11 protein-coding genes are annotated in these 13,564 nt (G+C 46.1%); 7 read left to right on the plus strand and 4 right to left on the minus strand.

All coding sequences use genetic code 11. The annotated features are described in order from the left end of the window. The first annotated feature begins 57 nt into the window (after positions 1-57). From OEU88_RS11285 to OEU88_RS11295, 3 genes are all read left to right on the plus strand, one after another. A complete protein-coding gene (locus OEU88_RS11285; RefSeq protein ID WP_262695276.1) occupies positions 58-1,962 on the plus strand; it encodes an ABC-F family ATP-binding cassette domain-containing protein in 1,905 nt (634 codons plus the stop codon). A gap of 62 nt (positions 1,963-2,024) precedes the next feature. Next, entirely contained in the window at positions 2,025-2,855 is an 831-nt protein-coding gene (locus OEU88_RS11290; protein ID WP_262695277.1) for a YkgB family protein, read from the plus strand. Positions 2,856-2,867: 12 nt separating this feature from the next. Continuing rightward, complete coding sequence (locus tag OEU88_RS11295; protein WP_262695278.1) at positions 2,868-4,214, plus strand: aminotransferase class V-fold PLP-dependent enzyme; 1,347 nt, start codon at positions 2,868-2,870, stop codon at positions 4,212-4,214. Between the two features lie 14 nt (positions 4,215-4,228). On the opposite strand, the gene OEU88_RS11300 is transcribed toward OEU88_RS11295, so the two are convergent. Continuing rightward, on the minus strand, positions 4,229-4,678 hold the full coding sequence (locus tag OEU88_RS11300; RefSeq protein ID WP_262695279.1) for a DNA polymerase III subunit chi: 450 nt from the start codon (positions 4,676-4,678) through the stop codon (positions 4,229-4,231). Between the two features lie 11 nt (positions 4,679-4,689). Beyond that, on the minus strand, positions 4,690-6,180 hold the full coding sequence (locus OEU88_RS11305) for a leucyl aminopeptidase (protein WP_262695280.1): 1,491 nt from the start codon (positions 6,178-6,180) through the stop codon (positions 4,690-4,692). A 196-nt stretch (positions 6,181-6,376) separates the two neighbouring features. Between OEU88_RS11305 and OEU88_RS11310 the strand changes: the two genes are divergently transcribed. The 4 genes from OEU88_RS11310 to rsmA all read left to right on the plus strand — a co-directional run bounded on the left by OEU88_RS11310 (position 6,377) and on the right by rsmA (position 11,933). Next, the gene (locus OEU88_RS11310) at positions 6,377-8,668 is read left to right on the plus strand and encodes an LPS-assembly protein LptD (protein ID WP_262695281.1); all 2,292 of its coding nucleotides are present in this window, start codon (positions 6,377-6,379) and stop codon (positions 8,666-8,668) included. A gap of 72 nt (positions 8,669-8,740) precedes the next feature. Then, positions 8,741-10,048 (plus strand): peptidylprolyl isomerase, encoded by a 1,308-nt coding sequence (locus OEU88_RS11315; RefSeq protein ID WP_262695282.1) that lies wholly within the window; start codon positions 8,741-8,743, stop codon positions 10,046-10,048. 8 nt (positions 10,049-10,056) lie between these two features. Next, entirely contained in the window at positions 10,057-11,082 is a 1,026-nt protein-coding gene (gene pdxA, locus OEU88_RS11320) for a 4-hydroxythreonine-4-phosphate dehydrogenase PdxA (protein WP_262695283.1), read from the plus strand. Beyond that, positions 11,079-11,933 carry a 16S rRNA (adenine(1518)-N(6)/adenine(1519)-N(6))-dimethyltransferase RsmA gene (rsmA, locus tag OEU88_RS11325; protein WP_262695284.1) on the plus strand — a complete coding sequence of 285 codons (855 nt, stop codon included), beginning with the start codon at positions 11,079-11,081 and terminating at the stop codon, positions 11,931-11,933. Before pdxA ends, rsmA begins: the two co-directional genes overlap by 4 nt. Positions 11,934-11,936: 3 nt before the next feature. Here the strand turns inward: rsmA and gmk are convergent, their stop codons facing one another. Beyond that, entirely contained in the window at positions 11,937-12,587 is a 651-nt protein-coding gene (gmk, locus tag OEU88_RS11330) for a guanylate kinase (protein ID WP_262695285.1), read from the minus strand. Positions 12,588-12,600: 13 nt separating this feature from the next. Beyond that, complete coding sequence (locus tag OEU88_RS11335; protein WP_262695286.1) at positions 12,601-13,488, minus strand: YicC/YloC family endoribonuclease; 888 nt, start codon at positions 13,486-13,488, stop codon at positions 12,601-12,603. Positions 13,489-13,564: the final 76 nt, after the last annotated feature.

A 13,564-nucleotide genomic window follows, 5' to 3' on the forward strand; every position in this document is an offset into this window, starting at 1 on the left:
CACACATTGCCAAGCTTTGCTTTGCAGTGTGCAACGTGATGTGATAGGTGCCGGTCCATGCTTCATATTAACGACATAACATTCCGTATCGCTGACCGATTGCTTTTTGAACAAGCAACGGTTGCTATCCCTCCTGGACATAAGGTAGGCCTCGTGGGCCGTAACGGTGCAGGTAAATCAACACTCTTTAATATGATACTCGGTGATCTTTCACCTGAAGCAGGCGACATAAAGGTACGTGCAACAGCGCGCATCGGTCATGTAGGACAAGAAGCTCCTGGTGGGCCTCAAAGCCTGCTTCAGACAGTTCTCGATTCCAACCATGAAATGTCATCACTTAATACAGAGGCCTTAACGGCGACAGACCCTGAACGCATTTCTTACATTCATACAAGACTCGCTGATATAGGCGCTCACTCAGCAGAAGCACGAGCGGCAACTATCCTGGCAGGCCTCGGCTTCGATGGAGCTGCTCAAGCGAGGCCTTGCAGTAGCTACTCCGGTGGTTGGCGTATGCGGGTTGCATTGGCCTGCGTATTATTTAACGAACCTGATCTGCTCTTGCTTGATGAGCCCACCAACTATCTCGACCTTGAGGGCGTGATGTGGTTGGAGAGTTTCCTGAGGACATATCCATATACAGTTCTGATCATTAGTCATGACAGGGATTTGTTGAATAAAGCTGTCACACATATTGTCCATCTGGAACACGGCAAACTAAATAGTTACACCGGCGGCTATGACCGTTTCGAACAACTGCGCCGTCAGCATATGGAGCACCAGATGGCGCTCAAGTCCAAGCAAGAGACTGAACGGCGTCACATTCAGTCGTTTGTTGACCGTTTCAAAGCAAAAGCAAGTAAAGCAAAGCAAGCACAGAGCCGCATGAAAGCCCTGGCACGCATGCAGCCCATTGTGACGATGATGGAATCCAGCACAATTCCGTTTAATTTTCCAAAACCAGAACCGTTATCTTCACCATTGATTGCACTTGATGAGGCCAGTGTTGGTTACGAGGAAGGCAAGCCTATCCTCAGGAATCTTGATCTCCGCATCGATATGGATGACCGTATTGCGCTTTTAGGCGCGAACGGAAACGGCAAATCCACCTTTGCCAAGCTTCTTGCCAGCAAGCTCGCTCCCATGACCGGTAAAATGAGTAAATCCCGCGTTCTTGGCATTGGCTACTTTGCTCAGCATCAACTTGATGAGCTGATCCCAACGGAAACACCCTTGTTTCATCTCAGTAAGCTTATGCCGGATGCTATAGAATCAAAGGTACGAGCAAGGCTTGGTAGCTTCGGGTTCGGCGCAGATAAAGCAACACGCGCGGTTGAAAACTTATCTGGTGGTGAAAAAGCACGCTTGATGTTCGCGATTGCCACATTCCAGAAGCCACAGTTACTTATTTTGGATGAGCCAACCAACCACCTTGATGTTGATAGTCGCGAAGCACTGATCCATGCCATCAATGGCTATGACGGCGCTGTATTATTGATCAGCCATGACCGTCACCTTGTTGACGCCTGTGTCGACCGATTATGGATAGTTGAAGACGGCGATGTAAAAACATTCGAAGGCGACCTTGACGATTACCGCAAACACCTTCTTGCCCTGCGCTCAGGAGCAAAAGCAGAAAACCGTAGCGCGAAACAAAGCGAAAACAAAAAAGCAGCGAGACAACAAGCTGCAGAGCAACGCAAATTGCTGGCCCCCATGAAACGAGCGGTAGAGAACGCTGAGAAAGCTATTGAAAAGTTTGAGAACGAGAAGACAAAGCTTGAAGACGCGCTCGCCGACCCTGATCTTTACGAGGATCAGGAAGATGAAAATGCAGCCATTCTTGTAACGCGTTATCAACTGAGATTGCGATCGATCAAGAACGACTTGGCAAAAGCCGAAGAGAAATGGGTACTGGCTGAAGAAGCTTATGCATCTGCACAGGCAGAGCAACAGGGCTAACAAAAGTCACTTGACGAAATACCTCTAGCCTGCACACTGCTTCCCATGATGGGGAGTATACAGTGTCACTTTTAAATCGAATCATGCCGTCAGCAAGTAATGCGCACCTTTTTGCCGTTATATCACTTGCAGGTTTATTTTTATGGATGGGCGCTATGGGCATGTCTGGCACATCTGAAAGCGCAGGAACTGGCTGGATCAATGGGCATTTATTCTCTGCGAATTTGAAGCCATACAAAGACCTAATTTTGCTAGCTATTGCAGGTTTACAGACAGCTACCGGCATCTTGATTGTGGTTTATGCCGTACCTCAACGCTTTAAGCGGTTAAGTTATGCTTTCATTGTTTTATATGGCGTTGGCGCTCTAAGCTTAATGTTTACTAATCCTGTATGGATCAGCAGCCTTGGTGGCTTCCCTGCCATTGGCTCGGGGCAAGGCCTGATAAAATATCTCACAATAATTGGTGTCGCCATGTGGTTTCTAGGCTTACGCGGTGCCAAAGAGATTATGTTACTCGGGCTTATTCTTGTTCTTGGGTGGATTGGCGCCATGAAATTCACAGGCCCTGAAGCCGAAGGCGTATGGCCACTTTTAACATCCAGTCCGGTCTTCAACTGGTGGTTACCGGGCCTTGGCAAGCAAATAGCGTCTAATGTCATTGGTATTATAGAGCTGATCACCGTTGCTTTGCTAACAGGCTACTGGTGGAACAACAAAGCATACGATATTGGACTTATACTATCGGCGGCAACATTTCTTGTAACACTTAGCTTTTTGGTAACCTTCGCAAGTAGCTGGACCGGCACATTTCCTTTTTTATCAGGCACAGGTCTGTTTTTGATTAAAGATGCTGTGTTGCTGGCCGCGGTTTTTATTCTGTACCGCGATTAAAAGGAATTATTGATGACAAACGATAGTAAAATTAATCGCTCATTGTCTCGTCGCAACTTTTTGTCGCAAAGCGCAGCAGCTAGCGTTGCCAGCTTAACTTTCGCTGAAAGCGCTAAGGCAAAGAATCGAGCAAATCAAACAATTGTCCGTCTAGAACGTTCATTGGAAGACAGTGCGCGGACAGAATCAGTATGGCAACACATTGCTAGCCAATACGATGTAACAGACCAAATCACTAACCTCGAAAATGGATATTGGGGCATCATGGCACGCCCAGTGCTCGATGAGTACAAACAGCAAACCGAGTGGGTAAACAACAACAACACCTATTTTGCCCGACGTGAACTCGGCAACACATTTGACGCAATCCGGGAAAAAGTTGCAGCGTTCCTCAATGTTTCGGTTGATGAAATTGAATTAACACGCGGCGCAACAGAAACGCTGCAGGCCCTTATTGGTGGCTACAACAAATTAAATGCTGGCGACACCGTAATGTACGCCGACCTTGATTATTCAGAGATGAAAAACGCCATGCGTTGGCTGGAAGATCGACGCAGTGTTAATGTCATCAAAATTAATTTTCCGGAACCAACAAAGAGCGAACCATTAACGGAAGATCAAATCGTTGATTTTTATGAACGTTCACTAAACGCAAACCCCGGCACAAAACTTCTGCTGCTTACCCACCTCAACAATTGGACTGGATTGATCATTCCTGTTGCCAAGATTTCGGCAATGGCAAAAGCACGCGGTGTAGACGTTATCCTGGATGCTGCGCATTCAGTGGGGCAAGTAGATTTTGATATTAAATCATTAGGTTGCAACTTCGTTGGCGTAAATCTTCACAAATGGGTTGGTGCACCAATCGGCTGCGGTGTGATTTACATCCAGAAAGATCATATATCTGACATCGATACTTACATGGGTAAATCCCCTGATTCCAAAAGCATCTCTGCACGTATTGATACTGGCACATGGAATTTTGCGGCACATATGACTATCCCCAAAGCGCTCGAGTTTCACAATCTCATTGGTACAGCACAAAAAGAAGCGCGTGTTCGCTATTTACGCAGCCTATGGGTTAATGAAATACGTGGTAAAAAGGGCATAACAATCTTGACGCCAGATGATCCTCAAATGGTGGCAGGATTAACATCTTTCCGGATAGACGGCGTAACATCAACACAAGCAAATAATGCTCTCATGCGAAAGCTCGCCGATGAATACGGCGTGCTGACAACGCGCAGAACGGGCCCACATGCTGGTGACTGTATCCGCGTAACGCCTTCTTTTTACAATACACCGAAAGATATGCGGAAATTAGTTGCTGCCTTAAACAGCATTCTTGCTGACATTTAAAAGGGGTAAGTAAGCTAGACTTTTTGTTCCCAACCGCCCATTTCACGCTGCTGCCAATAAGACATGGTGTGCGCGCCCTCTTTCAAGGATTTCCAGTCTTCACGAGCTGCAGCTACAATATCTTCGTTTCGACCATCAAACATATAGAGACAGCGTTCATAGCTTTCCAAGTCCGCAGTTTTAACAGCATCAACTAAAACCAGAACATTAGCTTCGTTTGGGTTTTCATCATTTGTTGTCAGGTATAGCGTTTGCACATCAGGAAAATCGCAACCAGACTTATCATGTGGTAGAAAGCTTGCGGGATCGTAATCCCACAAGACTTTATCAAGTACATCAATCTGTGATTGCGTTTCAGCCTTAATCACCGCCTTAAATCCGCCACCCACAACCTTCTCCATCAGCTTGGGCAATGCCTGCTCAAGTGATTGGTTTTGCAAATGATAAAAGCGGATATCGGTCATTAATAAACCTTCTAGCCTTCGTAGTTTTCAGCAACAAAACGATCCAGCAGCCTTACACCATGTCCTGTTCCGCCTTTTTCTGACAAAGGAAGATCTTTTTCTGACCAAACAGTACCAGCGATATCAATGTGTACCCACGGCACATCGTTAGTGAACCGTTTCAGGAACTGCGCTGCTGTAATGGAACCGGCAGGTGCACCACCTATATTTTTCATATCGGCAACCGCACAATCAATAAGTTTGTCGTAATTAGCATGCAGTGGCAGGCGCCAAACTTTATCACCAGTTGATGCGCCGGCCTTCGACAATTGGTCACAGAGCTCATCACTATCACTGAATATGCCCGCATGCTCATGCCCAAGGCTTGTGATAATGGCTCCGGTAAGTGTTGCAAGGTCAATGATAAACTTTGGCTTAAATCGATCCTGCGTATACCAAATGGCATCACAAAGCACCAAGCGGCCTTCTGCATCTGTATTCAGGATCTCAATAGTCTGTCCTGACATACTTGTAACAACATCGCCGGGACGTTGCGCATTACTTGATGGCATATTTTCAACAAGGCCAACTACACCGATAACATTCACTTTTGCCTTACGACCAGCAAGTGCTTTCATCAAACCAGTTACGGTCCCAGCTCCGCCCATATCCCATTTCATCTGCTCCATACCAGGACCAGGCTTAAGGGAAATACCACCTGTATCAAACGTAACACCCTTGCCAACAAATGAAATAGGTTGGTCATCTTTGTTGCCACCATTCCAATGCATGATCGCAAGCTGGCTTTCTTTTGCAGACCCTTGACCAACACCCAGAAGCGCGCCCATACCGAGTTTTTCCATCTCGGCTTCGCCAAGAACCTCAACCACAACACCAAGCTTGGTTAATGTTTGTACCTCTTCAGCAAAACTTGCCGGATACAGAATATTTGCCGGCTCAGACACAAGGTCACGCGTCATGAAAACGCCGTCTATTACCTTATCTCTGGCAACATAAGCTGCTTGGCTTTGCTCACTATCATTAGATAAAATACTGATTGCCTTGAGAGTTGGTTTTTTCGCCTCGGGTTCTTTTGTTCTATACTTATCAAACCTGTATGAACGCAAACGCGCACCTTCAGCGATATCAACAACAACAACACCATCAATATCCGCAATAATAGCGGCTGACTTGCTACCAGAACTTGCCAAAGCAGCTGTAACTTTTGCTCCGATTTCTATCCACGTTGTATCCGTCGTTGCTTCCAAATCACCAATGCCAACTAACAACACACGATCAGCCGATAATCCAGTAACCGCGACTATCTCTTTTGTTTGGCCCGATGCACCAGTAAAGCGACTGACTTCACGCGCCTTGGATAACATGCCACCCGACAGGCTATCTGCTTCAGCTGCCAAACCTGAGAACGGCTTGTCTTTTTCTACCAAAAACGCAATGGCTCCGTCGTTTGGTAATTCTAATGACCCAAAGTTTACCTGCATGAAACCCTCTATCTTTTCCATTAATCCAGTTTTCTTTACAAAATTAGATGTAATATGTGTAATGACTGTTATTGGCACAATTGGCAAGTATACGCCCACCAAATTGCCATATTTTTACCTAACAAGGTTAAAAGCTTGAAAAACCCGTCGATCGGTAATTGCGAACACGCCCAATGACCGCTATCAAGACACAAAGAACTTGAGGATAACATTGCCAGTGTCTGCATCCATTCACTTCATTCAACGCGCCATTAGGCCAGCAAAAATTGCGTTACTACTTATTGGTACATCAGTATCATCTCCGTGGTGGCAAGCCACTGCTCAGGAAAATGTGCCCAAGGCAACTACAAAAGTAGCTGCACCTGACAAAGCATTTGCAACTTCATCTGAACAAGTAGAATTTATTGCAGATCAGCTCGTCTACAATCCTGACACACGAGAAGTGCGTGCGATTGGCAATGTAACACTTGCACGCGATGGATATACACTCAAAGCCGGTGAGGTCTTTTATAACGAAATAAGCGGCGAAGGGCTTGCTGTTGGCGCCGTGGAACTGACAACACCAAATGGTGACGTCATTATTGCGCCGCAGATAAAACTTGAGAACCAACTAAGGGACGCGTTTGTCGAAAATATTCGCCTGATCATGACTGACGGTTCTCAAGCTGTTGCTCTTTCCGGTGAGCGTATTTCTGAAACTGGCCGAACAACGCTAAAGCGCGCGGCATACAGCCCTTGCCAAGTTTGCGCTGACGGCAGTGGCAAACAGCCACTTTGGCAATTAAAAGCGGTTAAAGTAGTGCACGACAAGGGCAAACGCCGCCTTTACTACGATGATGCCTTTCTTGAGGTTTTTGGCATTCCCATTTTCTGGACACCATATTTCTCACATCCAGACCCAACGGTTGATCGGGCAAGTGGCTTATTACCACTCGACATTCAAACCAGTCGAAACCTCGGTTTCGTTGCTGGCATACCATATTATCATGTGTTCAATGAAAGCATTGATGCAACGGTAACTCCTGTCATTACAACGCGCGAAGGTTTGGTTCTCAAAGGCCAATACCGTCAACATATAGGCAATGGTCAGTTTAAATTCGATGGAAGCATCACCTATACAGATGCTCGTGACATCAATAATGCTTTGACGGGGGACAAAGAATTTCGCGGGCATATTTCTTCAGAAGGGTTATTTAACCACTCGAAAAACTGGCGCTCGCAATACCGCTTGAATTATGCCTCAGACGATACCTATCTTGGCAGGTATGAAATCTCAAATGTTGATACTTTAGTTAGTGAGTACTTACTGGAAGGTTTTTTTGGAGAGTCCTATGCCTCTGCTCGTACAATAGCATTTCAGGGCCTTCGCATTGAGGATAATGCAGGCTTAGCCGCATTTGCGCTCCCATTAATTGATGTAGAATATATTCCGACCATTAAACCGCTAGGTGGCACGATCAGCTTGAGAGGAAATGCACTTGCCCTACACAGGACAAGCGGTCTGGATACACAGCGTGTATCAACAAGTGCAAATTGGCAAAGACGCTGGATTACACCCAAAGGGTTTGTACTTGATGTCGACGCCTTTGCGCGCGCGGATCTCTATAACCTCGACGAGACGGATCGACCAGATGATCCTGCCTTTTCTGGCTCGTTTGGCGGTGCTGACGGTGGAGAATTGCGTACTTTGGCACGCGCGACCGGCACAATAAGCTGGCCGCTCGTGAAATATGCTGGCACTGGAACACATACGATTGAACCTATCCTCGAGGTCAGTGTGTCGCCGCGTCGCGGCACCCCAAACAATATTATCAATGAAGACAGCCGCGCTTTCGAATTAAACGATCTTAATCTGTTTTCGCCTGATCGCTCATCTGGCTTTGATCTGTTTGAAGAAGGTAGCCGCGCCACCCTAGGTGTTAGGTGGCGTTATGAAGGCGGTGATTTTACCACGGATATACTTATTGGGCAGTCATGGCGCATAACGGGACAAAATGTAGTACTTGCAGACGGCATTGGGCTCGAAGGCGATTTTTCTGATATAGTCGGACGTACTAACATTAGCTACAAAGGCTGGGTAGATTTTGAACACCGGTATCGTTTGGACGACAAAAGTTTCACCTTACGTCGCAATGAATTTGACGTAACATTTGGTGATAACACGAAACGACTTCGCATAGGCTATATAGACCTGAACAGAAATTTGCCATTCCTTAACAGAGAAGATCGATCTGAAATTCGCGTTGACGGTTTCTATAAGTTTGATCAAAATTGGAAATTAACCGGTGGTTGGGTTCGCAGGCTTGAAGACACTGCATTCCTCAACATCCCTAATCCAATACTTGGTTTGGTTCAGCCTAAAGGCCCCGTAGAATATAGCGTTGGTATCGAATATGAAAATGAATGTATCCAACTTGGACTAAGACTTCGCGAGACCTTTACAAGAGACCGTGACGTTGAGCCTGGCACATCTATTATGTTTAGGGTGAAGTTGACGAATTTAGGGTAGTGAAACCTATTGAAAAAGGCTAAAAGGCTTAGCTAATATTGGTTTGAAACCAGATTAGAAGATATTTTGAGTATGACGAAGTTGAGTAACAGTATGAAAACAATAGCCCGCAAGGGAGTTTTAAGTGGTTTGATTGGCGTAGTAGCCTCGCTGTCTGCTGCCAGCCAACAGCAGGCGCAGCAGGCGCCTGAGGTGCAGCCACTTAATGCTATTGAAGTTTTAGTTAACGACGAACCAATTTCATCATTCGATATAAATCAACGCCTGCGCCTTGTTATCGCAATCTCAGGCGGCGTAAGCACGCAGCAAGAATTTCTTCAAGTAAGAGAACAAGTCATTCGTTCAATGGTTGATGAACGCCTGCAGATGCAAGAAGCAGCAGAAGTTGAACTCACCATTGAAAAAGCACAACTGGATCAGTTTTTTGACAGACGCGCCGAAAGCGTAGGACAAGAGCCTGAACAGTTTGCACAAGCGTTGCAATCCATCGGCTCCAGTAAAGAGAGTATGCAAGCTCAAATGGAAGCCGAAATTTCATGGTCTCAGCTTGTTCAGGGTCGCCTTGGCGCTTTTGTTAGTGTTTCCGATGAAGAAGTAGAAGCCTTCATTCAGCGCATCTATGATGACCGCGGCAAGTTTGAGTATCGATTAGGCGAAATTGTACTGCTAGCAGATTCGCCTGAGCAAGCAGCTACTGTGGAAGCGAATGCGAGGCAACTCGTTGAGCAGATTCGCGGCGGCGCAACGTTCGGTGAAATTGCTCAGCAATTATCTGCGTCATCTAGCGCCGCTGTTGGTGGCGACTTAGGTTGGGCAACAGCTAACGAATTAGACCCTCTTCACCGCGAGCAAGTGGAAAATAGCGAGGTTGGCGCTGTACTTGATCCAATTCGTACACCAGGTGGTTATGTTATTCTTGCTGTTCGAGATCGTCGTCGGGTTTTGACTGTTGACCCTCTGGATGCACAAGTCGTACTGCGCCAATTACACTTGGGAACAGCTGATTTCGATGAGAAACGTACGCAATATGAAACCGTAGTTGGCGGTCTTAAAGATCGAACAACAACATGCGGTGAAATTCCCGGGCTGGCTAGTGAAGCTGGCATCACCACTCAAACTGAAATCGCACCGCTGCGCCTTCGTGACCTGCAAGGTGAAATTCGTAACCGTGTCGAAACACTTGAGATAGGTCAATCGACTGAAGTACTTGAACTGGAAGACGGGCTACGTGTTCTTGTCTTGTGTGACAAGGTCGAACCAACCGTTCAGGAACCTGATTTCGACACTATTTACGATCAGATTGAGCAACAACGTTTGTCTATGATGGCGCGCCGTTACCTACGCGATATTCGCCGCGATGCAATCGTAGACTATCGCTAGATTTTCCAGTGTCAATCTCCGCTAAAAAGCCGCTCGCAATAACAATGGGTGAGCCAGCTGGCATTGGCCCGGAACTAATTTCAAGACTTTGGCGCGCTAGAGAACAACTGGCTTTGCCTCCTTTTGTCTACGCAGGGTCTGCTATTGCTCTAAAGGCTGTCGACGCAGATTTGCCACTAAATGTTATCAGCGAAACAGACGCTGTGGATGGCAACCTTGATCTAGCTGGCAATCGCCTCACAGTCATCGAAACCAAAACACCCATAACCACAGTTGTACCTGGCACCATTAGCCCCGAGAACGCTCAAGCTGTTATTGATGCAATTGATAGTGCCACATCTCTGGCATTAAACGGACATATATCAGGTGTTGTTACAGCCCCCATTCATAAAGCTGCCCTTTATAAGGTGGGATTTGATGCTCCTGGACACACTGAATACCTGGCGCGGCTTTGCGGTTTGGAAGACAATCACTCAATAATGATGCTGGCTGCACAAAACTTGCGTGTAGTGCCTGTTACAGTGCATGTGCCGCTTAAAGATGTTCATAAGCACCTAACAACTGAACGTATCATTCACGCTGGTACGGTTATCAACCATGATTTACGCAACCGGTTTAATATTGCAAAACCACGAATAGCCGTTGCGGGGCTTAATCCGCACGCTGGGGAAAGCGGTATGATCGGCATGGAGGAAGCGACACACATTGCCCCTGCAATATGGGCGCTCCGAGATAACGGTGTTAATGTTACAGACCCATTACCGGCAGATACCTTGTTTCATGCTGACGCCAGAGAAAATTATGACGCAGTATTGTGCATGTATCACGATCAAGCACTTATTCCTGTTAAAACGCTCGATTTCTGGGGCGGCGTGAACATTACACTTGGACTACCAATCATCCGCACATCGCCCGATCACGGTACGGCATTAGAACTAGCTGGCAAAGGTATTGCCAGGTTAGACAGCATGTTGGCTGCAATAAGAATGACTGCTGATATGATTGCCAAGTCTAATCAACGAGTTGAAAAGTGAGCGAACATTTACCACCACTCCGTGAGGTAATAAAAAGCCACGAGCTTCAAGCCAAAAAAGCGTTTGGCCAAAACTTTTTACTCGACCTAAACTTAACTGGCAAAATAGCCAGAGTTGCTGGCGATATATCTGACAGTGTTATCTATGAAGTTGGACCTGGTCCAGGTGGTCTTACACGTGGTTTGCTCTCAAACGGTGCAAAGCGTGTTGTCGCCGTAGAAATGGATCAACGCTGCATCCCTGCCCTAAATCAAGTATCAGAAGCATTTGAAAACCGCCTTGCAGTTCATCAAGGCGATGCAATGAAAAGTGATGAGCTTGAGCTATTGAATCTAGCCCCAAACGAGACCGCCCGAATTGCATCAAATTTACCCTATAATGTTGGTACAGCGCTTTTTGTAAAATGGTTAACCTTAGAAAAATGGCAACCGTGGTATGCGTCTCTTACATTGATGTTTCAGCAGGAAGTTGCTGAACGCATAGTAGCCAAACCTAATACAAAAGCCTATGGCAGGCTGTCAGTTTTGGCACAGTGGCGCGGCAATGTCCGTATAGCAATGCGCGTGCCGGCTGCCGCCTTTACGCCGCCTCCAAAAGTGTCCAGTGCAATTATTCATTTTGAGCCAACTGAACCATTGGATGCTAACGTTCAATTAAATGAGCTGGAAAAGGTTGTAGAGCGAGCCTTTGGGCAACGACGTAAAATGTTAAGAGCAAGCCTTAAGGGTTTGGGTGTAAACGCCCACACGCTTCTTGAAAACGCAAATATTGACCCGACATCTCGGGCAGAAGACTTAACTGTGAAACAATTTGTTGAGTTAGCTCTTCATTATCAGAAAATGAGAGCCTAATGGTTACGATTGGCGTTCTTCTATAAGTTGCCGAACAAAATCAGACATGCCCGGGCGGCGTTCCCGCCGGAAACGCTCTGCACGCACGATCGCCTTTAGGTCTTCATATGTTCTCTCAAGATCATCATTAATCAGCACATAATCATACTCGGCCCAATGACTAATCTCACTTTCAGCTTGCGCCATGCGCTTCTGGACTGTTTCATTACTGTCCTGTGCACGTTTGTGCAGTCGCTCTTCAAGAGCCTTGATGCTGGGCGGCAATATAAATATGCGTACTAAGTCAATAGCACTCGCACTTGACATAAGCTGCTGTGTACCCTGCCAGTCAATATCGAAGATTACGTCCTTACCAGCATTAAGCGCTTGAATAACTGGACCACGCGGTGTGCCGTACCTGTTTTCAAAAACTACAGCATGCTCTAACAATTCACCTTCGTCGATCATTTCCCTGAAGCGTTCATGCGAGACAAAGAAATAATCCTTGCCATCAACTTCGCCAGGACGCGGCTCGCGCGTTGTGGCTGAAACAGACATCACTACGTCATCATCTTCAGACAATAGACGGCGCGTTAACGTAGTTTTGCCAGCCCCAGAAGGAGAAGACATTACCAACATAAGACCGCGCCTGTTACTTACAGCATCTGAAGACATAACTTCGCCTTTACTACTCAATATTCTGAATTTGTTCTCTGAACTGATCGATCAGCACTTTCAAGTCAACACCAACCTTTGTCAAGCGCGTGTCACTTGCCTTTGAACACAGTGTATTTGCTTCACGATTAAATTCCTGACAAAGAAAATCAAGACGGCGACCAACAGGTTTAGTGTCTCGCAAAAGATTATCAGCTTCCTCAAAGTGGCTATCTAAGCGGTCTAGTTCTTCTTGAATATCTGCTTTGACAACCATAACAGCAATTTCCTGCGCTAAACGGTCATCAGAAACAGGCTTCTCTGTGTTTTCCAGCTTTCTTAGCTGCGAGACAAAACGCTCCTGCATTGCTTTCGCCCGATCGCCTGCAATATCTTTCGCAGCTTCTACAAGCGCACGCATTTCTGCTAACTGGCTTTCAAGAAAAGCATACATACGCTCACCTTCAGCTTCACGCGCACCATCAAGATCTTTAAGCAACTCTGTAAGCTCTTTGCTCAATGCTGACTTAAGTGTTGTAACTTGATCTTCATTCGGCTCATCGTTTGCCAATTCCACTACACCTTTAATGGCTAGCAAACCGTCCATCTGTGCAGGCGCAACACCTTCCGTATCTTTATATTTTTTTGCTAGTGTCACTAACGCATTCAAACGCTTCTCATTGACAACAAAGTTTTCTTCTTGATCAGCTTGATCAACTTGCAAGTTGATGAAAACAGACCCTCTTGCAAGAGCTTTTGACGCACTTTTTTTGATATCAATATCAAACCCATCTAAAAAAACCGGATATTTAACGCGTACCTCAAGCCCTTTATTATTGACGCTTTTGATTTCCAGATTCCAGCGAAAACTATCAAGTAGTCCACCGCGCCGTGCAAAACCTGTCATACTTTTTAGTGTCATTTTTCACCCAAGGAAATCAAATGTAAGGTATATTATTGTGGTCTTATAATGATGCTGAAATAGAAAAGCATCTGAT

The sequence above is a fragment of the Kordiimonas aquimaris genome, assembly GCF_025574485.1.
In the GTDB taxonomy this organism is placed as follows: domain Bacteria; phylum Pseudomonadota; class Alphaproteobacteria; order Sphingomonadales; family Kordiimonadaceae; genus Kordiimonas; species Kordiimonas aquimaris.

Coding starts and splice junctions, on each gene's coding strand:
- OEU88_RS11285 (WP_262695276.1), top strand. CDS start 58: ATGCTTCATATTAACGACATAACATTCCGTATCGCTGACCGATTGCTT.
- OEU88_RS11295 (WP_262695278.1), top strand. CDS start 2,868: ATGACAAACGATAGTAAAATTAATCGCTCATTGTCTCGTCGCAACTTT.
- OEU88_RS11300 (WP_262695279.1), bottom strand. CDS start 4,678: ATGACCGATATCCGCTTTTATCATTTGCAAAACCAATCACTTGAGCAG.
- OEU88_RS11305 (WP_262695280.1), bottom strand. CDS start 6,180: ATGGAAAAGATAGAGGGTTTCATGCAGGTAAACTTTGGGTCATTAGAA.
- OEU88_RS11315 (WP_262695282.1), top strand. CDS start 8,741: ATGACGAAGTTGAGTAACAGTATGAAAACAATAGCCCGCAAGGGAGTT.
- gmk (WP_262695285.1), bottom strand. CDS start 12,587: ATGTCTTCAGATGCTGTAAGTAACAGGCGCGGTCTTATGTTGGTAATG.
- OEU88_RS11335 (WP_262695286.1), bottom strand. CDS start 13,488: ATGACACTAAAAAGTATGACAGGTTTTGCACGGCGCGGTGGACTACTT.